Annotated in this window: 24 protein-coding genes and 1 pseudogene; 15 read left to right on the top strand and 10 right to left on the bottom strand. The window is 63.1% G+C overall.

The genetic code is table 11. The features are described 5' to 3' along the window. The first annotated feature begins 105 nt into the window (after positions 1-105). Positions 106-555, top strand: coding sequence for a BLUF domain-containing protein (locus AC5P6X_RS11055; RefSeq protein WP_005409687.1), 450 nt, complete (start codon positions 106-108; stop codon positions 553-555). A 9-nt stretch (positions 556-564) separates the two neighbouring features. Here the strand turns inward: AC5P6X_RS11055 and AC5P6X_RS11050 are convergent, their stop codons facing one another. Continuing rightward, positions 565-795: a hypothetical protein gene (locus tag AC5P6X_RS11050; RefSeq protein WP_049450679.1), complete on the bottom strand. Its 231-nt coding sequence runs from the start codon at positions 793-795 to the stop codon at positions 565-567. 224 nt (positions 796-1,019) lie between these two features. Between AC5P6X_RS11050 and AC5P6X_RS11045 the strand changes: the two genes are divergently transcribed. After that, positions 1,020-2,537, top strand: coding sequence for an FAD-dependent oxidoreductase (locus AC5P6X_RS11045; RefSeq protein WP_495215445.1), 1,518 nt, complete (start codon positions 1,020-1,022; stop codon positions 2,535-2,537). Positions 2,538-2,540: 3 nt separating this feature from the next. Here AC5P6X_RS11045 and AC5P6X_RS11040 read toward each other — a convergent pair whose 3' ends face one another. The 3 genes from AC5P6X_RS11040 to AC5P6X_RS11030 all read right to left on the bottom strand — a co-directional run bounded on the left by AC5P6X_RS11040 (position 2,541) and on the right by AC5P6X_RS11030 (position 4,459). Beyond that, a complete protein-coding gene (locus AC5P6X_RS11040) occupies positions 2,541-2,963 on the bottom strand; it encodes a low affinity iron permease family protein (protein WP_033834197.1) in 423 nt (140 codons plus the stop codon). Continuing rightward, the gene (locus AC5P6X_RS11035; RefSeq protein WP_005409683.1) at positions 2,960-3,214 is read right to left on the bottom strand and encodes a hypothetical protein; all 255 of its coding nucleotides are present in this window, start codon (positions 3,212-3,214) and stop codon (positions 2,960-2,962) included. Before AC5P6X_RS11035 ends, AC5P6X_RS11040 begins: the two co-directional genes overlap by 4 nt. A 213-nt stretch (positions 3,215-3,427) precedes the next feature. Further along, positions 3,428-4,459: an SDR family NAD(P)-dependent oxidoreductase gene (locus tag AC5P6X_RS11030; protein ID WP_234411792.1), complete on the bottom strand. Its 1,032-nt coding sequence runs from the start codon at positions 4,457-4,459 to the stop codon at positions 3,428-3,430. On the opposite strand from AC5P6X_RS11030, the gene AC5P6X_RS11025 reads away from it, so the two are divergent. Beyond that, the gene (locus AC5P6X_RS11025) at positions 4,460-5,287 is read left to right on the top strand and encodes a GlxA family transcriptional regulator (protein ID WP_234411791.1); all 828 of its coding nucleotides are present in this window, start codon (positions 4,460-4,462) and stop codon (positions 5,285-5,287) included. Positions 5,288-5,418: 131 nt separating this feature from the next. Here AC5P6X_RS11025 and AC5P6X_RS11020 read toward each other — a convergent pair whose 3' ends face one another. Continuing rightward, positions 5,419-6,372: an alpha/beta fold hydrolase gene (locus tag AC5P6X_RS11020; RefSeq protein ID WP_108269855.1), complete on the bottom strand. Its 954-nt coding sequence runs from the start codon at positions 6,370-6,372 to the stop codon at positions 5,419-5,421. Positions 6,373-6,540: 168 nt separating this feature from the next. On the opposite strand from AC5P6X_RS11020, the gene AC5P6X_RS11015 reads away from it, so the two are divergent. The 3 genes from AC5P6X_RS11015 (at position 6,541) to AC5P6X_RS11005 (ending at position 8,460) form a co-directional block, all read left to right on the top strand. Next, positions 6,541-7,110 (top strand): TetR/AcrR family transcriptional regulator, encoded by a 570-nt coding sequence (locus tag AC5P6X_RS11015; protein WP_108269856.1) that lies wholly within the window; start codon positions 6,541-6,543, stop codon positions 7,108-7,110. Positions 7,111-7,172: 62 nt separating this feature from the next. Beyond that, positions 7,173-7,649: a nuclear transport factor 2 family protein gene (locus AC5P6X_RS11010; protein WP_049450670.1), complete on the top strand. Its 477-nt coding sequence runs from the start codon at positions 7,173-7,175 to the stop codon at positions 7,647-7,649. Positions 7,650-7,728: 79 nt separating this feature from the next. Further along, a complete protein-coding gene (locus tag AC5P6X_RS11005; protein ID WP_049450668.1) occupies positions 7,729-8,460 on the top strand; it encodes a hypothetical protein in 732 nt (243 codons plus the stop codon). A 17-nt stretch (positions 8,461-8,477) separates the two neighbouring features. Here the strand turns inward: AC5P6X_RS11005 and AC5P6X_RS11000 are convergent, their stop codons facing one another. The 3 genes from AC5P6X_RS11000 to AC5P6X_RS10990 all read right to left on the bottom strand — a co-directional run bounded on the left by AC5P6X_RS11000 (position 8,478) and on the right by AC5P6X_RS10990 (position 10,520). Further along, positions 8,478-8,948 carry a hypothetical protein gene (locus AC5P6X_RS11000; protein WP_329755714.1) on the bottom strand — a complete coding sequence of 157 codons (471 nt, stop codon included), beginning with the start codon at positions 8,946-8,948 and terminating at the stop codon, positions 8,478-8,480. Next, complete coding sequence (locus tag AC5P6X_RS10995; protein WP_049450664.1) at positions 8,949-9,305, bottom strand: hypothetical protein; 357 nt, start codon at positions 9,303-9,305, stop codon at positions 8,949-8,951. 459 nt (positions 9,306-9,764) lie between these two features. Further along, complete coding sequence (locus tag AC5P6X_RS10990; RefSeq protein WP_262091361.1) at positions 9,765-10,520, bottom strand: tetratricopeptide repeat protein; 756 nt, start codon at positions 10,518-10,520, stop codon at positions 9,765-9,767. Positions 10,521-10,877: 357 nt separating this feature from the next. Here AC5P6X_RS10990 and AC5P6X_RS10985 point away from each other — a divergent pair, with 357 nt between their 5' ends. From AC5P6X_RS10985 to AC5P6X_RS10965, 5 genes and pseudogenes are all read left to right on the top strand, one after another. Continuing rightward, positions 10,878-11,888 (top strand): AraC family transcriptional regulator, encoded by a 1,011-nt coding sequence (locus AC5P6X_RS10985; protein ID WP_049450660.1) that lies wholly within the window; start codon positions 10,878-10,880, stop codon positions 11,886-11,888. Between the two features lie 363 nt (positions 11,889-12,251). Beyond that, positions 12,252-13,853 carry an aldehyde dehydrogenase family protein gene (locus AC5P6X_RS10980; RefSeq protein ID WP_049450658.1) on the top strand — a complete coding sequence of 534 codons (1,602 nt, stop codon included), beginning with the start codon at positions 12,252-12,254 and terminating at the stop codon, positions 13,851-13,853. A gap of 24 nt (positions 13,854-13,877) precedes the next feature. Beyond that, entirely contained in the window at positions 13,878-14,696 is an 819-nt protein-coding gene (locus AC5P6X_RS10975; protein ID WP_123958559.1) for an SDR family oxidoreductase, read from the top strand. Between the two features lie 103 nt (positions 14,697-14,799). Then, positions 14,800-14,979: pseudogene (locus AC5P6X_RS10970) on the top strand (hypothetical protein); the annotation flags it as partial. Between the two features lie 133 nt (positions 14,980-15,112). Beyond that, on the top strand, positions 15,113-15,244 hold the full coding sequence (locus tag AC5P6X_RS10965; protein ID WP_329755712.1) for a hypothetical protein: 132 nt from the start codon (positions 15,113-15,115) through the stop codon (positions 15,242-15,244). A 29-nt stretch (positions 15,245-15,273) separates the two neighbouring features. On the opposite strand, the gene AC5P6X_RS10960 is transcribed toward AC5P6X_RS10965, so the two are convergent. Both AC5P6X_RS10960 and AC5P6X_RS10955 read right to left on the bottom strand, forming a co-directional pair. After that, the gene (locus tag AC5P6X_RS10960; RefSeq protein ID WP_262091362.1) at positions 15,274-15,669 is read right to left on the bottom strand and encodes a hypothetical protein; all 396 of its coding nucleotides are present in this window, start codon (positions 15,667-15,669) and stop codon (positions 15,274-15,276) included. A 1,291-nt stretch (positions 15,670-16,960) separates the two neighbouring features. Next, entirely contained in the window at positions 16,961-17,410 is a 450-nt protein-coding gene (locus AC5P6X_RS10955) for a hypothetical protein (RefSeq protein ID WP_262091363.1), read from the bottom strand. Positions 17,411-18,349: 939 nt separating this feature from the next. On the opposite strand from AC5P6X_RS10955, the gene AC5P6X_RS10950 reads away from it, so the two are divergent. The 4 genes from AC5P6X_RS10950 (at position 18,350) to AC5P6X_RS10935 (ending at position 23,625) form a co-directional block, all read left to right on the top strand. Beyond that, on the top strand, positions 18,350-18,646 hold the full coding sequence (locus AC5P6X_RS10950) for a transporter suffix domain-containing protein (protein WP_495215444.1): 297 nt from the start codon (positions 18,350-18,352) through the stop codon (positions 18,644-18,646). Positions 18,647-18,746: 100 nt separating this feature from the next. Continuing rightward, positions 18,747-19,343 (top strand): TetR/AcrR family transcriptional regulator, encoded by a 597-nt coding sequence (locus tag AC5P6X_RS10945; protein ID WP_057501805.1) that lies wholly within the window; start codon positions 18,747-18,749, stop codon positions 19,341-19,343. Between the two features lie 107 nt (positions 19,344-19,450). Beyond that, complete coding sequence (locus tag AC5P6X_RS10940) at positions 19,451-20,578, top strand: efflux RND transporter periplasmic adaptor subunit (RefSeq protein ID WP_149501048.1); 1,128 nt, start codon at positions 19,451-19,453, stop codon at positions 20,576-20,578. Next, a complete protein-coding gene (locus AC5P6X_RS10935; protein WP_495215442.1) occupies positions 20,575-23,625 on the top strand; it encodes an efflux RND transporter permease subunit in 3,051 nt (1,016 codons plus the stop codon). Before AC5P6X_RS10940 ends, AC5P6X_RS10935 begins: the two co-directional genes overlap by 4 nt.

Below are 23,625 nucleotides of genomic sequence, written 5' to 3'. Positions count from 1 at the left end.
GAACCCAACTGATTCACAAAATGCACATGATGGGAACAACTGCGGGGCGCAGGTGGCCTATCCTACGGCCACGGAATCTGGGGGGATTCGCTACAGGAGCAGTTAATGCCGATCAGGGCAGTCGCATACGTCAGCGAAGCGGGCCCAGCCGTTGCTGGTGATCCGTTCGGCCTGGGCAGCGGGAAGCTCGACGATCTGGTCGATGATGCCGCCCGCTTCAACCGCAGTGCCGGCGTCACCGGGGTCCTGCTGTTCGACGGCAGCCGCTTCCTGCAGTACATGGAGGGGCCCGAAGACGGCTTGAGGGTGGCGTATTCGCGGGTGGTGGGCGCCTCCAGCCATACCGGGCTCATCGAGTTGCAGCGCGGCAGGGTGGGCAACCGGCGGCTCCCGTTCTGGCCGATGCGCTGGCTGCCCACCCAACCCGAGCAGTTGAAGCTTCTTGCCCGCGCGGACTGGTCAGGGTTCGCCCAGCACAGCGGTGACGATGCGCCAACCGAGACGGCGATGGATATCCTGGCCAGGTTGGTGGAACCCTACGCGGTCGCGGCGTGATCCACCGGCCTAGCGGCCTCCATAGCGCGCCACCCATGGAATCTGTCCGCTGCACGCGTTGAGGTGCCCGGTGCGCATCACGCAATACAGCCGGGCCTCCGGGTCTGCACTGGCAGCAATGTAGTCCAGTGCCTCGGCAAGCATGCGGACGAACTGCTGCTCGGGGTAGAACGCTGCCCAGGTTGGCAGCAGTTCGTCCAGTTGCGCGATCATCAGATCGATTTCCAGGTGCGTGCTCACTGCCTGATCCTCCTTCCAGGCACGTTAGCGACCACGCTGCAAGCAGAGAGTTGCGGTTCGCAGAGGCGACACAGGCGTGTTGCCCACGCAGTGCTCACCTTGTCTTGACCATGGCGTTGATCGTCGCAGCGCGTTAGCACCATCTGCACGGCCGCGCCACCATCGTTTCACCCGGCAAGGCGTATCAGAGAAGCCTCCCAGCTGAAGCTGCAAGGATCCCTTTCATGTCCGAACCGTTCCCGCGCGCCAGCTTATGGTCAGCTGACACCGAGTTGCATTGCTTCCGCCCCCTTGCCGGCACGACGCGCGCGGACGTGCTGGTGGTGGGCGCCGGCATGACCGGCCTGCTGACAGCGGCCCGCCTGGCGGATAGCGGCCTGGATGTGCTGGTGGTCGATGCAGGGCCCATCGGCGGGCGCAATACGGTGATGTCCACGGGCAATCTTTACGCGCCCGTCTCCCGGCTGGCAGAACTGGTCTCGCGCTGGGGCGGCGACACGGCCAGTCGTATCGTGCAGTGGCGGCAGCAGGCGCTGCGCGCCATGGAAACGCTGGTTCATCGCTACGATCTGCGCTGCGGCTTCGAACGCGTGGCTATGCAGTACGGCATGCAGGAGCGCACGCGTGAGGTCACGACGCGATTCGAGCGTGAGCTGCAGGCCTATCAGCGCGTAGGCCTGCAGTGCGAACACCAGCAGTCCGGGCTGCCATTCGCATTGGGCCACGCGTTCCGTGTTCCCGATCAGGCGCAGTTGGATCCGGCGGCCTTCTGCAGGGAGCTGGCGCGACACCTGGTGGGCCGGGTGCGCATCCACGACTGGACCCAGATCAACAGCATCGAGGCATCAGCAGGCGTTGCCACCGCCCTTGGCGGCCGCATCCATGCCAGGCACTTCGTGCTCGCCACCCACTCGCCAGCAGGGTTCAACCTGGTGCAGGCCGAGATGGAGGTGTACCGCGAGTACGGCGTGGCGGTACCGGTTGCCAATCCTCCAGCGGCAGGTATTCATTGGATCGCCGATCGGCACCGCTCGCTGCGCGGGGTGCGCGGTACTGATGGCCGCGACTGGCTGGTGCTGGTCGGCGAGACACATCGCACCGGCGAAACCCCGGTGATGGATCCGGCACAGCACCTGGTCGCCGACGCGCGTCGCAACTTCACCGTGCAGGGCGAACCGCTGTGCTGGTCGGCGCAGCAGTTCCGTGCAGCCGACCAGTTGCCCTACATCGGCAGCAGCGCGCACGACAATGTGTGGGTCGCCACCGGCTATGGTCCCGATGGCTTGACCTGGGCGGGCGTGGCCGCTCGTGCGATCACCGAGGGAATCATGGGCACGACCAGCGAGATCGAGAAGCTGCTAAGCCCCATGCGCTTCACGCCAGTGCGCTCGGCGGCCGGCTGGGCCCGTACCAATGGCACGGTTGCACGGCACATGGTGGGAGATCGCCTTGGTGCTGCGCCGTCGCACTCACCCAGCGAGTTAAGCCGTGGCTGTGGCGCACTGCTGGACGTGGATGGAAAGCGGACCGCCGTCTACCGCGATGAGCACGGCCAGCTGCACGCGATGTCGGCGCTGTGCCCGCACCTCAAGTGCGTTGTCCAATGGAATGGCCATGAACGCACATGGGATTGCCCATGCCACGGCAGCCGCTTTTCCGCCACCGGGGCGCTGCTGGAAGGCCCCGCCCGGCAGGGCCTCACGCCAGAACCGCTGCAGGCGGAGCAGCCGCTGCAGCGGTGACCCTCAGGCTTCGGCGGCCGCATCCGCCTCGCAGGGCATGCAGCGTTCCTTCTTGGACTTGATGTCTGCAGCGGTCTTCGCCAGTGCCTCGTAACGCTGGCGAATCTCTTCAAGGTGCGCCGGCTCCATCGACTCCAGGTTCAACAGCTCCTGGTTGGCGTCCTTGCTGACCCGGATCAGTTCATCCAGCTTGATGTGCAGCGCGGCCGTATCGGCATTCTGCGTATGCTGGATCAGGAACACCATCAGGAAGGTCACGATGGTCGTTCCCGTGTTCACCACCAGCTGCCACGTATCATTGAAGTGGAAGGCCGGCCCGCTGGCGGCCCAGATGATGATCACCCCCAGCGCCGCGACGAATGCGCCCAGGCTGCCGGACAATCGTGCCGTCGCGGCCGCGACCCGGGCGAAGCCGCGCCGGATCACTCGTCACCTCCCGCGGCCTCCTCATCCGTTCGACGATCTGGCAGCCTGACCCGCTCACCCAGGCGCTTGGCCTGCTCTTCCGGCGTTGGCGCGGCGACGAAGGGGGAGATCGGATCACTGGCAGGGAAGGTTTCCTGCAGCGCTTCGTCATGATTGCGGTGGTTGTGCAGCTTTGCCTGCAGCGGGCTGACAGGATCGGGGCGCTGCGCTTCCGCGTCGGGATGGGGGAGGTCTTTCTGATCGCGTTGCATGGTGAATCTCCAGGTTGATCACCACCCCTCAGGTGGCGGGCCCAGCATAGGAGTGCGCTGTGAGCGGCCCCATCAAGGGCGGGGCAACGTGGCGTCAAACCTTCAGGCAACACGCGTTAACAATCAGCAGGGCGGGGCAGCGTAGCGCTCAACGCGACGCCGCCCGGCCATCGCTCCATCCCCTGCACCGGGCGTCTGTAGCCCGTTCGCCGGTCAGACCCTGCTCATATAGCGCTGTGCCGGCTGCGCCCGCGAAAGCCCCGGCGCCATCGCCTTGCGTGCGTGCTCGAAGGCGTCCCACTCAGCGATGTCCGGAAGCGCCGGAATGGTCACACGTTCGCCCTGCGCCAGCCCGGCCAGGGATGCATCCACCATGTCTTCGGCGCTCATCACGATGTCCTGCGGCAAGTGCTCCACCGGCAGGCCGGAGAGGTGCCAGAAGTCCGTTGCGGTGGCCCCCGGCAGCACAACCTGGACGCGCACACCCTTGTCGGCCAGCTCATGGTGGAGCGACTGCGAAAACGCCAGAACGAAAGCCTTGCTTCCTGCGTAGACGCCGTTGAGCAGCTCGGGCGCCAATGCGACGATGGAGGCGACGTTGATGATAGTGCCCTGGCCATGGGCCACGAACACCGGGGCGGCGGCGTAGGCCAGGCGCATCGCGGCGTTCACGTTGAGCGTGATCATGCGCTCCATCTCGCCGATGTCCGACTGCAGCAGGGGAGCCGTGGCGCCGATGCCGGCATTGTTGACCAGCAGTCGGATATCCGCTCGGTCTCGAATGACGCTCTCAACTTCGGCAAGCCCGGCGGAGGTAGTCAGGTCCGCCGCGACAATGTCCACTGCGCGGCCGGTGCTGCGGGCCAGTGCTTCGGCCAGTTGGCGCAGGCGGTCGCCGCGTCGTGCAACCAGGATCAGGTCGTATCCGGCGCGGGCCAGGCGATCGGCATAGACCGCGCCGATGCCTGACGATGCGCCGGTGATGAGAGCGGTGCCTTGAGGGGTAGGGTTGTTCACGGTGGTCAGTCCGAAGCGGCGGGCGTCGCCGGGGTCAGGGCCAAATCTAGGCCGGCTTGTGAATGGCGTAAATGTCGTATATACCTCGTTTACGGCCACCCCTGAAAAACCGTCATGCTCAGTGTTGGATTTGTCCTGCCATCCGGATTCCAGACCATGGCGATCGCGGCTGCGTCCGCCTTCGAACTGGCAAATGCCGCCGAAGGCGCGCGCCTTTACGATCTGCACATGCTCTCCGAACAGGGCGGGCTGGTGCCCAGCTCGCTTGGCATGGCCATGCAGACGGCGCCGCTGGCTCAGCAGCCGCTGGATACTTTGATCGTGGCCGGCCTGCTGGAGCCAGCCCCGTCCACCGGCACGCTGATCGAACTGATCCGCCAGGCGGCCACGCGCACGCGCCGGACCGCGTCGGTGTGCACAGGCGCCTTCATTCTTGGCGAAGCGGGGCTGCTGGACGGGCGGCGCGCCACCACGCACTGGTTCCACGCCCGTGCGCTCAAGCAGCGCTTTCCCGCCGCGCAGGTGGAGGAAGATCGCATCTTCATCACCGATGGCCCGATCTGGACTTCCGCCGGCATGAGCGCGGGGCTGGACCTGGCGCTTGGCATGATCGAGAACGACTTCGGTGCGGACTTGTCCAGGGCGGTGGCCCGGAAGCTGGTGGTCTACCACCGCCGTGGAGGCGGGCAGTCCCAGCATTCGGTGCTGCTCGAGCTGGATGCCCGGTCCGATCGCATCCAGAATGCGCTGACCTTCGCGCGTGGCAACCTGCGCGCCACCTTGTCGGTTGAAGAACTGGCCCAGGCCGCACATCTCAGCACCCGTCAGTTCAGTCGCGCGTTCCGCGAAGAAACCGGGCAATCCCCTGCGAAGGCGGTGGAGAGCCTGCGCGTGGAGGCCGCTCGCGTGCTGATCGAGCAGAGCCGCTACACGATGGATGAAGTCGCGGCCGAAACGGGCTTCGTTGACACCGAACGCATGCGAAGAGCGTTCCTGCGCGCCTTCGGCCAGCCCCCGCAGTCCCTGCGGCGCAACGCGCGGGGCGGGGCGGACTGAGTTCGTCTTTGCGGGGACCTGTGCGGAGCCGAGCCATGCCCGGCTGCCAATGTCCGACACGAAAGGGCCCGCATGGAGGCCGCACCCTGCAGGATGAAACGGGCTCCGGCGCAGTGCCGGAGCCCTGTTACTCACTTTTCCTGCAGGAACGTCAGCAGGTCCTGGTTGACCTTGTCCTTGTGGGTATCGGTCAGGCCGTGCGGCGCGCCCGGGTAGACAATCAGCCTGGCGCCCTTGATCAGCTTTGCCGATTGGCGGCCGGAGATATCGATCGGCACGATCTGGTCGTCGTCACCGTGGATCACCAGCGTTGGCACATCGAACTTCTTCAGGTCCGCGCGGAAGTCGGTGGCCGAGAACGCAGCGATCGAATCGTAGGTGTTCTTGTGGCCGCCCTGCATGCCCTGCGCCCACCACGCATCGATCAGCCCCTGCGACACCTTCGCGCCCGGGCGGTTGAAGCCATAGAACGGGCCCGACGGAATGTCCTTGTACAACTGGGCGCGGTTATCCATCTGTGCCTTGCGGATGCCGTCGAACACTTCGATCGGCAGGCCGTTGGGGTTGTCGGCGGTCTTCAGCATGAACGGCGGCACCGAGCTGATCAGCACGGCCTTCTTCACCCGCCCGGTGCCATGCCGGCCGATGTAGCGTGCCACTTCGCCGCCACCGGTGGAGAAGCCCACCAGGGTGACATCGTGCAGGTCCAGCGTATTGATCACCGCGGCCAGGTCATCGGCGTAGTGATCCATGTCGTTGCCGTCCCACGGCTGGCTGGAACGACCGTGGCCACGACGGTCATGCGCGATCACGCGGTAGCCATGATTGGCCAGGAAAAGCATCTGCGATTCCCAGCTGTCCGAATTCAACGGCCAGCCGTGGCTGAAGGTCACGACCGGGCCGTCCTTCGGACCCCAGTCCTTGTAGTACAGCTGCACGCCATCGGCGGTGGTGATGTAGCTGGCGGTGCGCGCGATGGCGGTGACCGCCGCCGGCTTGGCCGGCTCGGCGGCCTGTGCGGACAGGCCGGCCTGGACCGAGAGGGCGAGGGCGGCAACGGCTAGTGAGCGGGCGAGGGTATTCATGCGTGAACTCTCATGGGTGGGCGGTGAGACGTACTTTGCGCCTGCAATCAGGCGTCCGGGTGATGCACTGTCCGGATTTCTTGATAGATCGTCTTGGACCGATGTGCTCGCACGAATCGCCCGCCACCGCCTGTTGACGAGGGAGAATGATCGTTCTACCTTGTGGCCATGAGCAAGGCCACCACCGACACCCAACAGAAGATCCTGGCCACGGCCGAGGCACTGATCTACCAGAACGGGATCCAAGCCACCGGCATGGACCTGCTGGTGAAGACCTCGGGCGTGGCGCGGAAGAGCATCTACCGCCATTTCCAGAACAAGGACGAGGTGGCCGCTGCTGCACTCAGGGCGCGCGATGTGCGTTGGCTGGCCTGGTTCCGGCATGAGTGCGACAAGGCGGACACTCCGGAAGCGCGCATCCTCGGCATGTTCACCGTGCTCAGGAACTGGTTCCAGTCCGAGGGCTATCGCGGTTGTGCGTTCATCAATACCGCGGGCGAGGTCGGCGACCCGGCCGATCCGATCCGGCAGATCGCGCGTGATCACAAGCAGAAGTTGCTCGATTACACATTGGAACTCACCGGACAACTGGATGTGGAGCAGCCGGCGGCATTGGCTCGCCAGCTGCTGGTCCTGATGGAAGGCGCCATCACCCTGTCGCGCGTGATGGGTGATTACGGCGCCGCAGACACCGCGAAGGATGTCGCGAAGCTGTTGTTGGAACAGGCCAGGCGCTAGCGCCCGGGTACGCAAGATCCCTTGACGCACTTCATTTATCCATCTCGATTGGAGGTCTTCCCGTGTCCGCAGAACACCCCCGTCCGCCGCTTCCTCCGTTCACCCTCGAATCGGCCACGCAGAAGGTGCGCCTTGCCGAGGATGGCTGGAATTCCCGCGATGCCGACAAGGTGTCGCTTGCCTATTCGCTCGACACCCAGTGGCGTAACCGCGCCGAGTTCACCAACGGCCGGGAGGAAGCCCGGCAGTTCCTGGCACGCAAATGGAACAAGGAGCTCGAGTACCGCCTGATCAAGGAGCTCTGGGCCTTTACCGAAAACCGCATTGCTGTCAGGTATGCCTACGAATGGCACGACGACTCCGGCAACTGGTTCCGTTCCTATGGCAACGAGAACTGGGAATTCGGAGAGGATGGCCTGATGCAGCGCCGCTTCTCGTGCATCAACGACCTGCCGATCAAGGAAAGCGACCGCAAGTTCCATTGGCCGCTGGGGCGTCGCCCGGATGATCATCCGGGGTTGTCTGAGCTGGGTATGTGATTCCCGCTGAGGCGCTCTCCGAAGCGCGCTCGGGTACGATGAGTCCGCCGGCATTCGCGCCGGCGGGCAAGGGGGCGCAATGGACATGCAGGCAGGAGGCGGATTCGATCCTCCGGCAAAGATCGATTCGCAGGAACTGACATTCCACTGGCTCTACCAGCGGGTGCAGGGGCTGGTTGAGCACAGTATCTATCCGAAGGCCGGCAGGATAGAGACGTGGTCGTTCCGCGCCGGAATAGTGGCCGCCGTCGTCGGCGTGCTCAGTAGTCAGCTGCCGGATCGATGGGTTCCGCTCACTGTTACTTCTCTGTTCGTCACGGCATGCCTCGTGGTGGAGCTCAGTAGCTTCGTTGTGGCCGGCATTCTTGCGGCCCGCAGGGGTATCCGCCAGTTCAGCCAACCGCGGCTCTCGCACGCCCAGGAAATGGACACTGAGTTCGCTCATTGGCAAGTCGTGATTACTGACCTCCGCTGCTTCCCCAGGGTCGAGCGCGAGCGGCGACTCAAGTTCGTCAGCACCTTGCGCACCAACATGATCGAACGCATGGGCATGATGTATGGCGGTCTGCAGAGGCTTGGTCCATTCCCGCTGCTGATCGCGTTCTACCTGCAGTTCCGTGGATGGAAATGGGGCGACTGGGCAAGTGCATTTGACATCAGCCTACTTAGTGCACTGCTGATCTTCGGTATGGTGCTGTTGTACGCCGTGGGCTGGATGCTGATCGGCCTGCGCACCCGCCTGGACACTTATGTCGCCCTGCTTGAGGGCTCCATACAAGAACCCGAACCGGACGTGGTTGCGCCCTTGTAGAGCCGAGCCATGCTCGGCTATTCCGTCACACATCGCGCCCCATCAGGTACTCCACCAGCGAGAACCCCTAGCATCCGATCCATCAAAACGGGCTCCGGCACACCAGCAAGCACTTGTTCCAGGTAGTCCAATGGCTGCAGCTGCCGTTGCAGCAGCGCCCGTAGCTGCAGAACGTCGGGCGCTCGCTGTTCCACATCCCGTGTTGCCTGCATCAGCAAATGCTGAGAGCGCCTCTCCAGCCACAGCACCGGAGCGCCTCTGCAGAGAATCTGGAAAGCGCCGTCTTCATGCCGTTCGACGAACTGGAAGCCCTGCCTCGGCCGTGCCTCGACGAACTGGATCGCCTGGCGACGCAGCTGCGAATAGCGCTCACCGGAGGTGCTCTTGAACGCGAGAGGCGAGGGCATGAGGCGCGCCGACAACTGACGCTGTGCCGCAACCAATGAGGCGATGCACAGCGCCACGGCCGCCCAGCGGTGCCACGCCACTCAGCCCTCCGGATGCAGCCGCGTACTTGCGTGTGCGGTGAGGCCGAGTCCGGCCATGATCAGACCCTCCATCACCCGCGGGCCAACGTATTGCTCCAGCTCGCCATTCTCGCGGGCGCGCTCCGCGGCTAGCAGAATCTCCAGCACCACGCGAAGGCCAGCCAGCGAGCAGTCGGTATCCGCCAGGGCGATGCGTCGACCGGGCATCTGATGGCGTTCCGGCCACGGCTGACCATCGGAAGCGGCGCCGGAGCCGATGCTGTGCAGCAGGGCGATGAGGGTGTTCGGATCCAGGTCGGGGCCGTTTGCGGGCGCGTCATTGATCGGGTGCGGGGCAGGGGAGTGGGGCTTGGTCATGGCTGGGCTCCTTGCGTGCATGCAGAAGCCGCCACCGATAAAGGTGGCGGACGGTGCGGGGCTCGAAATCCGGTGTGCAATCTTCCCGGCGGGCACAAGGCCCCCACGCACCGCCCGCCATAGCCGGCCGACGGATTGCCAGCCGGCACCACGGAGCGTGGTGCCGGCTGGCAAGCGCATACTTCTCTTGCACAACCGAGGATTTCGAGGCCTCGGCCACCCGTTTTCGGTGGCATGAACAGGAATACGCCTGGCTGTGCGCGATGCCAACGCAGTAGGGCTGATGCCGACACCACTTTCAACGTTTTCAGAATCGTTGCATGCGGCGCAATGAAGCTGGAGCCTTGCGCCGCAAGGCTATCGGCGATGTCGATGGTGCAGTCCTGCGCGCTGTCGGCATCCGCCCGGCGAGGCCGTGAGCGAGGCGGATGCGACAGGATTGCCAAAGGCTGCCAGGCGTCAGTAGCCCTTCAACGCGACCTTGGTCCGCTCCAACCATGCGGCATTGTGGCTGCGCGCGTGGCGCGACCAGTGCTGGGCATCGTCGATGATGCTGGCGAACAGGCTGCGGGCTTGCTCGCGATCGTCGGGTTGCGGCTGCGCCATCAGCCATTCGGCGTAGAGGCAGCGAGCGGCCGCATCGTTCCCGCATTCCACGGCGCGCTCGAATGCGGCGCGGGCGCCGGGCGCTTGGGCAGCCGCCAGTGCCTGCGCGTAAAGCAGCGTCTGTTCGGGCTTGCGGCGCACGTCGGGGTGGCGAGCGAACAGGCCGTCCAGCGTCTCCACCGCAAGCGCAGCGTGCCCGGACTCGAGGCGGGCACGGGCAAGGCCGGTCAGGATGTAGGGATCGTCGCCCAACGGCGAGCTGGCTGCCTGCTCAAGCAGGGTTCTGGCTTCTTCGGCCTGGCCGCCATCCAGCAGCGTCATGCCCAGGCGAACCCGGTTCTGCACGGTGGGCGTACGCGCCAGTTCAGCACGGGCGTTGCGCAGGTCCTGACCCGGGTCCATGAACTGCTTGGCGGAACGGACGACCTGCCGGGCGCCGCGCGAATGGCGCGCTTCGGGAAAGTAGATCGCCAGGAAGTAAACGACGCTGCCGAGCAATGGGAACGAGAAGAGCAGGATGAGCCAGTAGAGGCTCTGGCCCGAGCGGATGGCGTGCACCGCGAAGTAGATGGCCGCCAGTACGTGGAGTCCGATTCCGATATAGGGCATGTGCGCCGCCTCGTCCTTGTGAGGGATGGAACTATAGTGGGGGAGGGGTGGGGCGCCAATGGGTGGGCGATTGGGCGTGACGCGTCACGTTAATTGAATCAAATTCTGCTGAGCGCGCGCGCCGCGCGACTCGCGATAAGTGATGTGTATCAGGGGCAGGGCAGGTCCGCCTCTTCCCGACAGCGGACACTGCCAGTGGTGGGCCAGCCGGGACCCGCCCCAACGCCCACTTTCGAACAAAGGCTGACCTTCGGCACGGTCTCAGTTGGCGCAATTGGCGCATATTTGGCGCAAACTGCTAGTCACTAGGCGCCTTTCTGGATCCAGACTGGTGCCATCTCTAAGACGAGGCCACCAATGGCCAGCAAAACGACCTTTCCCATCGAGCAAGGCTTGCGCCCGCTCCTGAAGGACATGGGTATCCGCATCGACCACGTGCTGCGTCGGGCGGGCTTGCCCGAGGATCTGCTGTCGCGACCCACCGGCGTACTGACGACCACGGAGCACTTCCGCCTCTGGCAAGGCCTCGAAGCGGAAGCCGCCGATCCGCAATTACCGCTCCGCATCGCAGGGATGATCCAAGCGGACTCCTTCGTGCCGCCGCTGTTTGCGGCGCTGTGCAGCGCCAACATGACGCAGGCCGTGCAACGGCTGGCGACCTACAAGCGATTGATGGCGCCGATGCGCATGGAGACGTCGACCGGCGCCCAGGGCGAACTGCTGGTGATGCCACACTGGATCGGTGCGGAAAGCGGAGTGCCCTTCATCCTCGTCGCAACCGAGGTTGCGTTCCTGATGCGCCTGATTCGCTTGGGGACTCGTGAGCACATCCAGGCGATGAAGGTGACGCTGCCCACGTTGCCCGACCCGGCGCATGCGAACGCCTATGCGGAGTATTTCGGCGTCGCCATACGACGTGATGCAACGGCGTGCATCACACTGTCGCCGAGCGACGCAGATCGCCCCTTCCTCACTGCGAACGATACCATCTGGGAAATGTTCGAACCGGATCTTCGCAGGCGCCTGGGCGAGCTCGACGCGACCGCGACGACCGCACAGCGCGTGCGATCCGTTCTTCTCGAGTTGCTGCCTGGTGGTCAGTCGAGCGTCGAGGCGGTGGCCAGTCGCTTGGCGATGAGCACGCGCACGTTGCAGCGCCGGCTGGATGACGAAGGAGATAGCTTCCGCAGCATTGTCAATCGAACGCGCGAAGATCTGGCGAAGCACTATCTGACGCAAACGAAGCTATCGATCAGCGAGATCAGCTTCCTGCTGGGCTTTGACGATCCCAATTCCTTTTATCGTGCGTTCCACGGCTGGACCGGGCGGACGCCGGACAGCATGCGCAGCAAGGCCCTCCCGAACTGACGAGGCCACGCACCCAGCCACGAAGGGTCCTGCTTGCCGGCGCCACTTGGCTGGGCGGAGGACAGATCGCACCATCGACCTGGACGCGGACCTTTCCGTTGGCGGAACAGCAGTGCGTCTGGCGCGGGGCGCGCGGGCGCACTCCCCGCGACGGCAGTAAGAGCTGGATGCGACGGTGGTTGTTGGCACACCCCGCGGCAGAAGGCCGGAGTTGCGAGCACGCGCCGGTGCGGCGACGGCGGAACCCAAATGGCGCCGATTGCCTTGGAAATGGCGCCAATTGCTAGAGCGCTGTCATGGCGCGCTTCCTACAGTGTCACCACGGTCCTCCCGGACCGGCAAGTCCGACAACGGAGAAAGCCAATGAACGCAACCGAAGCCATCGATCAACTCGACCCAAGGAAGTGGGGCGAGACAGCTCCAGCCGAGCGTTTGCGCCTGCTGGAGGAGGTCCGAGCCAACCTGAAGAAATACGGCGACGACCTTGCGGTCGCCGACAGTAAGATGAAGAACGGCATCCTCGGCGCGCCGCTCTATTCCGACCCTGTATCCAAGGTAGGAACCGTCGTACCGATGGCGAGTACCATCTCGGCTGCCATCGACCTTTATGAGTCGATCGTGGACGGCAGCATGCTCGCGCCGCTCAGCGTCGAAAAGGTCGGCGACAGCCTGTACGACATCTATGTCTTCCCGCAGCAGCGCAAGGACAAATTGATGTACGCGGACCGGAAGGATCGCATTCGCGTGAGAGGCGAACCGAAGCAGGTCAATCCGATGGACAAGCCCGCCGGCATCATCGCCGTGCTTGGGGCCGGAAACTACAGCTCTTCGCTCGAGATGCTCAAGGCGATCTTCCTCGAGAACTGCGCGGTCGTGCACAAGCCGCACAGCCTGAACGCAGAAACCGACAAGGTCTGGGAAAAGATCATGCAGCCGCTGATCGTCCATCGCGTGCTGAGCTTCTGCGATTCCGACCAGGGGCGCGCCCTGACTGTCGATCCGCGCCTGACCAAGATCTACTTCACTGGCGGGACCGGTACGGCCGAAGCCATCATGTCCGCCACCGATACGCCGCTGGTTGCCGAATGCGGTGGTAACAATCCTGCGATCATCGTGCCGGGCGATCGTCCGTGGACGAGGAAGGAGATCGAGCACCAGGCGGTGCAGATCGCCACCATGTCGAAGCTAAACGGCGGTGCGGTGTGTGGTCGCATCCAAACCCTGGTGACCAGCAAGCATTGGCCGCAACGCGTGGAATTCCTCGATGCGCTGCGGATCGCGCTGCGTGACACCACCCCCGCAACCGGCATCTATTACCCGGGTTCCGACAAGGCGCTCGAAGGCTTCCGCCAGGCCTACCCGGATGCGGAAGTGCTCAAGCCCGAGGGAGGCCGGTATCCGCATACCGACATCATGCTGATCACAGGGGTTGAACCCGGTGGATACGCCTGCGCGAACGAAGCGTTCAGCCTCGTCATCAATGAGGTACCGCTTGACCTGCCGCCCAACGCGGTGCAATTCCTTCCCGGCGCAGTCGAGTTCTGCAACACGCAGCTGCTCGGCACTCTCGGCGCGGCCATCCTGATCGACGAAGACACCAAGAAGACCCATCAGGCGCTGCTCGAACAGGCAGTAACCGATATGGAGTACGGCGGCATCGCCATCAACACCATGCCGCCCTTCATCTTTCTCAGTCCGTATCTCACCTGGGGTGGCAATGAGGCCGGCAAGACGTTCGTTTCCGGTCAAGGCAACTTCGGCAACCTCCTCAACTTCGAAAACGTAGAGAAGTCGATCATCGAAGCGAAGTTCATGTCGCCAGGCCACATGATGAACACCAACAAGCAGGCCTTCGACAACATGGCCGGGAACATGTCGACGTTTGCCGTCGAGCCGACTTGGATGAACCTCACCTGCCTGATGGGCGACGCCATTCGGGACAGCTTCCGAAAGAAGGATTTCTGAGCCAAGTGCTCGAGGACGAAAACAATGACAACCCAGACCATTCTCATCACCGGCTGCAGCAGCGGCATCGGCCGCACAACTGCCAAATACTTTCAGGAGCGCGGGTGGAACGTCATTGCGACGGTCCGCTCGAAACCCGATAAGGACGAAGAACTCAACGCGCTCGAAAATGTCCTGGTAGCGGAGCTCGACGTCACGGTGAAGCGCACCATCGAGGACGCGATCGCGGCCGGGATCGAGCGTTTCGGCAAGATCGATGTCGTTCTCAATAATGCCGGATACGGTTCTTACGGCCTGCTTGAGGCGACGCCTGAGCACAAGATGCGCAAGCAGTACGACGTCAATGTCATCGGCCCGATGCTGGTCATGCAGTCGATCTTGCCGCATTTCCGCAAGCGTGGCGGAGGCACGATCATCAACATCTCGTCGATGGGCGGAAAGATCACCTTCCCGCTGGGCACGCTGTACCACGGCTCGAAATTTGCAGTGGAAGGCATGAGCGAGGCGCTGTCCCATGAGCTCGGTCCGATCGGCGTCAAGATCAAGCTGATCGAGCCCGGGGTGATCAACACCAACTTCGCCGGCAGCTCATTTGACATGAACGTCGATCCGAGCCTCACCGAGTACAACCCGCTTGTCGAGGCCGTGACGAAGGCGTTCGCTGCAGCCACTGGTGGTTCCGATCCGATTGTCGTGGCGCAGGCTGTCTGGGAAGCGGCCACCGACGGCAGCGACCAGCTGCGCTATATCGCCGGAGAAGACGCCACGCAGATCATCGCTGCGCGCAAGCAGATGGAAGACCCGGAATACCTCGCGCTGGTGCGTAGCCAGATGGGACTCTGACAGGTGTAGGTGCACCAGGAGTGACGGGCGGCAGCACTCGCTCCGGCTAGGGGAGGGGCGGTGGTAATCCCGGTGCTGAGGGGCTGAGCTCGCCCCGGCGTGCGCCGGTCAGCTGCAGTCCCCGATCAACCTGATTCCTGGGCGCGCCGGCCACGGCAGCCCACATGCGCTGCACGTCGACTACCCCCCGCAGCACTTCAACGTGGTCAACAATGGCCACACCCTGCAAGCGACCACAATCGGCGGCACGCAGGGCGGGGTGACCATCGATGGCGTGCACTAAACACTGCTGCAGTTCCATGTGCATACCCCCAGCGAGCACTACGTTGATGGCAAGCGCCACGCGATGGAACTTCACTTGGCGCATGCCAGCACGACAGGCAAGACCGCAGTCGACGCCTCCGTGCACAGAAGGCGTGCTTTGGAACATCGGGCTGACGCCGCTCCATTTCAGTGCCGCAACCGCGCGCATTGCGCAGCGTCCGAACAACGCGCGCTCGCTGCAGGCCTTCAACCATCGCGAAGCGAGTGACGAGACAATTGACTGATAGGTTGCGTGGAGTAGGGCTGGCGCGGCCTATCCCTCGCAGCGGGTTCCATCGACGATGGCGACGATCAGTGGGTATTCTTTCTTGAACTTATCCAACTCGGCCAACGTCTTCTTCCGAGCTTCAAGGGCCTCGCGTTGCGGGGCGCCAAGGCGGCCGGCCTCTTCTTTGCCCATTTTCTCGACACGCTGCTCGTACGTGAGCCCGTCTTCAGTTAGCTTCTTGCCGGTCTCGGTGAGCACTTTGAATGCAGCGGAATCGTCGAACTTCAGCTTCCCGTACTGCTCGACCAAACCCTTGACGGTGCTCTCCCCGTAGATATGCGACAGCCTCGCAACAGCGGATAGGTGGCTCAGCGAACGGTCTACTGAGGTCAGTAGCGCCAGGAGCTTCTCGAAGTTGACTGTCGTTTGTTCGTTAGTCATCTTGGTCCTCATGTCAGTGAATGGGTCAATACCTAAGACGATGTCTCGGCTGTTCTAATGCGGCCGATTGCCAGGCGGGAAAGTTCTCTAGCATAGGGGCTCTTTCAACTAGAGCACCTACGCCAGCAACCTTAGAGTAAGGCCAACGGTGGTTCCTACGTCAGATCTTCAACAGGTGTGGCAGGTCCATTCGGGGGGCAGATGGCGTCGCCGGGCGAACCGCTCCAGGCCGCGACCCCTAGCATGGCCCAGGCGGATCTGCTGGCCCATGCGCGTCTCCAGGTCCGCCACCTCAATGGGCAAGTGGGCCGGAAAGTAGCAGGAGGTCGACTGCTGGTTGGGTTTCTGCAGAAGGGGCAAGCCATGGTCAAGGATCTAGGAGAGATCTATGTCGCGGGAGTCAAATACGTTAGGGGCTGAAATCGAAGTTTAGGTCTGGCCCTAAGGCAGAAGGCCAAAGCAGACCAAGGTCGTCCGTGGATTTGGGATGTTAATCGAGGGCAGGGTGGATGTCCGCTTCTGGCCGGAAGCGGACATTGGGCGGCTTGGCGACTGGCCCGGTGATGGCATCCGCCTTCAACCCAAAGCGGGCATCGTTCTCGACACACCTGAGTTGATCCGTACTCCAAAGCCTGTTTCCGCTACCCCTTGTAGTGCTCGACGTAGAGCCCCAAAGCTGCCAACGACGCATACACGGCGGACCCAGCGTTGGTCGCGTACAAGGCAAAGGGAACCGGAGGATCGCAGGGAACCGTTGCGATGAACCACGGAGCTGAGCTCGTCAAGCTCGTCCTAGGTGATGTGAGGAATCCTAGCTCCCTACGCATACCTAGCGCCTCGCGGACGTACGCCTTGTTCCAGCCGCCAGTCTTGCACGAGACCCCAAGAAGTAGCTCCGTAAATGCGGGATAGCGACGGGTCGTAACCGGACGATATACACCGACGTCAATCTCGTGACGGTCAGCCGCTTTGACCACCGTCGTGCCTTTCCAGCTATGGCTTAGTGTGGTGACCTGCACTGAAATCCTAATCTCGAGCTTCTCAGTAGACGTAGATCCACTGATGTAATCGTGTTCCGGATGGTTTGCTTTGCATGGAGAGCCTCCAAACGTCAGGACGCCTGCCGTCTTGGGGGTACAAGTGAGCTTGTAGCCCGCACTATCGATGATTCGCAGAAGCTTAAGCAGCACCCGAAGTTCGTAAGCCTTTCCTTGCCCGTAGGGAGACCCGCTCGCCTTCGCACGCGCAATGGCTGCTTTCACAGCGTTTAGGATTGCTAACTTACTGGTCGTCACAGTCGTGGTCCTCCTGGCGCGTGCTCCTCGCGAGGGTCGTCCGGCGGCAGATATCGAGCGATATAGGCCTCAAGATCTGCCTGCTCGGCATCCGTCAAACCCTGGGGTGATACAGTTGGTAGATGTGACCGGATTGAGTGAACTTGGCGACCTTCTGGCGTCTCAAAAGTGTAATGGACGTCCTCCAGTCCGGTGAGACCTTCGACCAGCTTCCCGATCTCACCCAAGGTTTGCGAGAGTGCGTCTTGGGTCGTCACAGGTCTAAAATCGAGAACCGCCGCAAGCGCGGCTGCAGCCTGTGCATTCGTGTCGTCCTCGTAATCCGACATCGCTTGGACAATCGCGGAGCGAAGCGATCTAACAATTTGTGGATCAAGCTCAGACGCAAGGGCTAACGCCTTGCCTATCTCCCTAATTACATCCTCGCCGCCTTGATCTTCTGCCATTCACAACTCCACAGCTGTAGACATTAACGGACCGCGCGGGATGAACCGCCCGGATACTCTAAATTCAATTGCCGAAGGTTGCCGTTGGCAATGTTCCTTAAGAGTAAGGCACAGTGCGGCTTGGTTCCATCGCGCTGGCTGTGTTGGGAACTCAAGGGCGAGTTGGATGTGGAACCAGAAATCGAGGGCGTCTTATGTGCGGATCCAGGAATTAAGGGCATCCTAGGGGGGGGGTCTGGAAATCGCGGGCGTCCTTGTGCGGAAATACGGGTGGACAGATGTGGGATCTGGGGCATTTCCGTTGTGGCAGTCACTTGTCGGGGGAGCCAGCAGGGAGGCAAGAGCCAAGCCAGAGCCTCAGCCATTGCCACGCGGAGCCAACAAAGGCCCCGACCCGGCGGATACGCGATTTCGCAATCTTGGTAGTTGTTACCCTCGTTGCGCCCCAGAATGATCTTTATTTAGGCTCGAATCTGTAGGTAAAAGTAAAATTGGTGTTGCGCAAACATGACCTATCAAAGCGTTGCGCAGGACTCCGGTGTGTCCCGCAACAGACCAGAATGATTACGCAACAGAGACCGCCTGCTGTTGCGCGAAGTCAGATTTCTCTTCTCGCCCCTCTGCTTCCACCTTCCCAACCATTCCCGCTCGGCGCGCCCAACATGCCATGGAGCGCTTTGTACCCTGACACTAGGCAAGGAAGGTGATTAGGGTGCGTTGTCAGGGGTAGCGCGAGCATCTGCGGTTGACCACAACCCAGCGGTGCTAGAGGGAACGGTAAAGGCTCGCCAGCCTGGCGCCTGCTCCGGCCGTGAGTACCACCGCCCCTGCCGCAAGTCGAAGCAGAACGGATCCTGACTGAACCGGTCGGGAGGATTGACCCGGCTGGCATTCCGCGTATTATGCGACGAACTACTCCGTTAATTAATGGGAGCCACGATGCGCATCGCCACTGCTGAAGCCGGCTGTACCCGACAGACCCGCCAATCCGGCTCTTCCCTCAAGAAGAAGGTCGGCCTGGTGCTTCTGGCGCTGGTAGCCGCCTATTGGATCTCCTTTCCCTTCGTCGCATTGCTCGACATCCCCTACAAGGCCCTGATCATCAGCAGCCTCGTGGTGCTCGGTGAAGCGCTGTTCCTGATCGCGGTCGCCTTGCTCGGAAAAGAGTACTGGGGGCGAATCAAGAGTGGAACCCGCGCTCTGCTGGCTCGTGTAGGGATAGGACAGGGCCGCTAATAGCGAAACAGGTGCGTTGCGGCCATAGTGGACTGGCAACGACACTCCAGCTGCTATGGCAGTGCCCCTCGTCTCAATTCTGTTCCGAAAGAAGCAAACAATGGCTCGAATCCGTAACGACAAACTCCACGAAGAGCGCCGCGCTCAGATCCTGGAGGCCGCCGCCAGCGTCTTCCGCGAAAAGGGCTTTCATGCGGCGCGTACGGAAGATATCTGCACCCAGGCCGAGATGAGTGCTGGTGCAGTGTTCCGTTACTTCAAGGACAAGCGCGAGATGATCGATGCCATCGTCTCTCGGGAAATCTCCAGCTACGCAAACGATGCCAAGGCGCTCGTGAGCCGGGAAGGGCTCGAGTGGCTGGCCCGGGCGAGCTCCGAGGAACTGAAGGAGCGCTGGAAGGAGTCTGACAACGGTCTCGGCCTGGATGCATGGATGGAGCTGGTTCGCGATCCTGACCGTCACCGGGAGATCCTGGACCTGGATGTAGAGACGCGAAAGGACCTGGCCCTTACTCTGGAATCGGGCATTAGAGAGGGATGGGTCCGACCCGGGATCGACCCCGAAGGCACGGCGTCACTGATTGTCACGGTGACAAACGGGTTGTGGCTTGAGCAGTCGTTGAAAAAGACCGCGGATGTGGAGCAGTCAGCCAAAGCCGTCCGCGACTTCCTCAGGAGCCACGTGCTGAAAACATGATTGAGCCAACAGGTTCTTCCTGACAGGGAGGGCGCCAGATCGCGCCCTCATTTTTTGCACAAATGTGCGACGAACTACTCCATCCAATTACATCAGAGCAACCACCCATGCGCTTTACGACCCGCCCCCCTCAATGGCCGCGCCAACTGGCGACGGGCCTGCTCGTCATCGGCCTTGCTGCCTGCTCGCCTGACGCACCCCAGAAAACGCAGAAGCCCACTGCGCTCACCGCGAGCGTCAGCTTCGTCCATCGTCATGAGCTGACGCCGGAAGTCCGCATCGTCGGACAACTGGTGCCGCGGGAGATGGTGCGTGTCCAGCCGCAGGTTGATGGATTGATCGTGCAGAAGGTTCTGGTCGAGGCCGGGCAGCATGTGCGTGCGGGCCAGCCCCTGCTGGCGCTTGACGTGACCACCACCAAGCTGCAGCAACAGCAAGCCGCCGCAGAACGCCAGCGGGCGTGGGCGGATGTGGAGCGCATGCGCCGCGAGCTGGAAAAGATGCGAGCGGTTGCCGACATTGGAGGCATCTCGCGCAACACCATTGAAAGCAACACGCTTCAGCTGAAGGCGGCCGAGGCGACCGCCCATGCCGCCGACGCTGCGGAAGCGTTGGCGAGCACCCGACTGCAGCAGGCGGCCTTCCGCGCTCCCTTTGATGCGCTGGTGCTTCAGCGAAATGTAGAGGTGGGCGACCGGACCGGCGCCAGCGAAACACCGTACTTCGTTCTTGCCAAGGACGGTGGCGTGGAGTTCGAAGCGTTCGCCAGCCTCCGCCAGCTGGACCAGATCAAGCCCGGCATGGCCGCACGTATCCTGGTTGACGGCCAGGTGCCGGCCGCAGGTCAGGTCAAGAGTGCTGCAGTCGCCGTTGATGGCCAGACCCGCAGTGGCCGCGTACGTGTCACTGCCGACGCCTCTGCGCTCGGCGCAAGTGGCGCGCCCGCATCGATCCTGATCACCTTGCCCAGCCGCCAGGCGGTAGCCGTGCCGGTGGATGCGCTGCGCTTTGACCCGACTCCCTGGGTGTGGAAGGTCGATGAGCGCAACGTCGTGCGCCGCCAGGACGTGGAGCTTGGCGTTGCCAACGGCGACCACTACGAGGTTATCCGTGGGCTGAAGGAAGGGGATCGTGTCGTCGGCGATTCCGGTGCGCTGCTTGTCGAAGGTGACCAGATCACCGCTGTCGATCCGCGCAGCCCGGTTGCCGCTCCGTCCGCGAGGAAGCCCAAGTGAAGATCGGCATTTCCGAATGGGCAGTCAAGCATCCCACGCCCGTCATCCTGCTCTTCGTGCTGCTGACCCTGATGGGCATCGGTGGCTATGCCGGCCTTCCGTTGGCCGGATCGCCGAAGGTCGAACTTCCCATCGTCGAAGTGCGCGTCGATCAACCTGGCGCCACCCCGGCCGAGCTTGAGGGAAACGTCGCCCGCCGTATCGAAGATGGACTCAGCGATATTGCCTCGCTCAGTCATCTCAACACGGTCATCAGCGAAAGCTCCGTCGTCATTACGGCAGAGTTTGCCTTTGATGCGAACCTGGATCGCGCAACGCAGGACGTGCGCGAGTCGGTCTCGCGCGTCCGTCCTCAGTTGCCGGGCAATGTCTCCGAGCCTGTGATCAAGCGCGTCGATGTCTCCGGCGGCGTGCAGCTGAGCTACGCCGTGCGTTCGGACACCCTGTCCCAGGTGGCGCTGAGCCGCTACATCGACGAGGAGGTGCGCCCGGCACTGCTCGCCGTGCCGGGCGTCCAGGAAGTCACCCGCCGCGGCGGTGCCCGTCGCGAGTTCCGTGTCGAGCTGGAGCCCGAAAGGCTGGCGGCCAGCGGCCTCAGCCTGGCCGAGGTCCATCGGCAGCTCATTGCCAGTGAAGCCAACCTGCCGGGCGGCAGTGTCCGCAACGAGGTCGGCGACCGGTCGATCCGCATCACCAGCGCAAGTGCCTCGGCCATTGCGCTGGGCGAAAAGCTGATCAGCCTTCCGGCTGGTGGAAGCGTCCGCCTGGACGAGGTCGCCCACATTCTGGACGCCGGCAACGCAAGCGAGGGCTACGCAATGCTGGACGGCCGTCCGGTCACCGTCATCGAACTGCGCAAGAAGCGCGGCGCCAGCGAAACCAGCATGGCCGATGCCGTGGCCAAGACACTGGCCGACATGCAGCGTTCCCCGCACCTGGCCACCTTCGAGCTGTTCAATGACGGTGTGCAGACGACGCGCGAGAGCTTCCATAGCGCACGCAGCACCCTGCTGGAAGGTGCCGCACTGACCGTTCTCGTCGTGCTGCTGTTCCTGCGCAGCTGGCGCGCCACCCTAGTCGCGGCGCTCGCCATCCCGTTCTCGCTGCTGCCTACATTTGCCGCGATGTACGCGCTGGGCTTCTCGCTCAACGTCATCACCCTACTGGCCCTGATCCTGGTCATCGGCATCCTGGTCGATGACGCGATCGTCGAGGTCGAGAACATCGAGCGGCGCATCGAGCAAGGGGATAGCCCGCGCCAGGCCGCACTGCTTGGCGCCGACGCGATAGGACTGGCAGTGATCGCGATCACCGCCACCATCGTGGCCGTGTTCCTTCCGGTCAGCTTGATTCCAGGCATGATCGGCCAGTTCTTCAGGGAGTTTGGCCTGACCGCCAGCATCGCGGTGATCGCCTCGTTGATCGTGGCGCGACTGCTGACCCCGCTGCTCTGCGCCGTGCTGCTGAAGCCGCGTCCGCATGCGCAGGCCGGCACCACGGAATCCGCGCTTACCCGTCATTACGATCGATTACTGACCTGGACGCTACGCCATCGCAAGACCAGCGTGCTGGCAGCCGTGCTGGTGATGGTCGCCACTGTCGGGTTGCTGTCGATGATTCCGTCCGGCTTCATCCCCACGCCGCAGCCCAACGCCTACCAGGTGCGTTACCAGCTCTCGCCGGGCATCACCTACGAGCGCGCGGTGCATCGCGCCGAAGCCATCCGCCGGGTGGTGGATGACATCCCGGAGGTCAAGCACGTGCTCCTGTCCGATGGCGGAAGCGCCTTCACCGGCACGGCCCTGCTTGTACTGAAGCCACGCGGCGAACGATCGCGGCCGAACGCGGCGATCGAGCAGTCCATCCGCGAGCGGTTGGAGGGGCTGAAGGACATTCGCCCGGAGCTGCTGCTGGGGGAGGGCAACAAGGAAATGTCGCTGTCGTTCCGCAGCCGGGATACCGCTGCCCTCGATGCATTCGTGACCCAGCTGGGGCGTGAGGCCAAATCGATCCTTGGCCTGCGCGATGTCAGCACCACCATTCCGTTGCCGCGCCCGGGCTACGACCTGAAGATCAATCAGCAGGATGCCGCCCGACTGGGCGTCCTTCCGCAGGATCTTGCGTCCATGCTCAATACCGCCAGCTACGGTGGCCTGGATACGTTGCTGCCACGCGTGCCGGTTGGCAATGAACAGGTTCCCGTCCGCATCCGGGTGGCCGGTGGTACGCGCATCAGTGCAGAACAGATCCTGGATCTTCCGGTGCAGACCAAGTCCGGGAAGACCATCCCGCTGCGTGCGTTGGCCACTCTTGTCCCCACCGAAACGCCGGCGAGCGTGCGCCGCCTTGACCGCGAGCGGGTCGTTGAGCTCACCGCCAACCTGAACGGGCTGACGCTCAGCCAGGCGGTCGAGCAGGTCCGCCAGCTGAAGACGTACGCGCAGATGCCCGCCGGAGTGCGCTACACCGAGTACGGCGACACCAAGTACATGACCGAAATGTTCACGCAGTTCGGTGTGGCCATCCTGCTGGGGCTGGTAGCCGTCTACGCCGTGCTGGTGTTGCTCTTCAGTGACTGGCTGCAGCCGATCACCATCATGACAGCACTTCCGCTCTCCCTTGGCGGTGCGGCGCTCGCGCTGCTACTCACCGGCCATTCGCTGACCATTTCCACGGTGATTGGCCTGCTGATGCTGTTCGCAATCGTCGGCAAAAACTCGATCCTGCTGGTGGACTACATCGTTGAAGACCGCGAGAAGGGACAGGACCGCGAGCAGGCCGTGCGTAGTGCGGGCCGTGAACGTATCCGCCCCATCCTGATGACGACCGTCGCCATGGTTGGCGGCATGTTGCCGGCAGCCTTTGGCTTCGGCGGCGACGACGGCTTCCGTGCACCCATGGCGATCGCGGTGGTCGGCGGTCTGCTGGCCTCCACGCTGCTCAGCCTGCTGTTCGTCCCGGTGGCCTACACCCTGATGGATGACCTGGAGAACCGATGGCTGCGCCGTCGCAAGAACCACCCCGTGAACGGAGAGACTGCCCCGTGA

The organism is Stenotrophomonas sp. YJH_SMC_40 (genome assembly GCF_059368615.1).
This window is presented reverse-complemented; position numbering and strand designations above follow the sequence as displayed.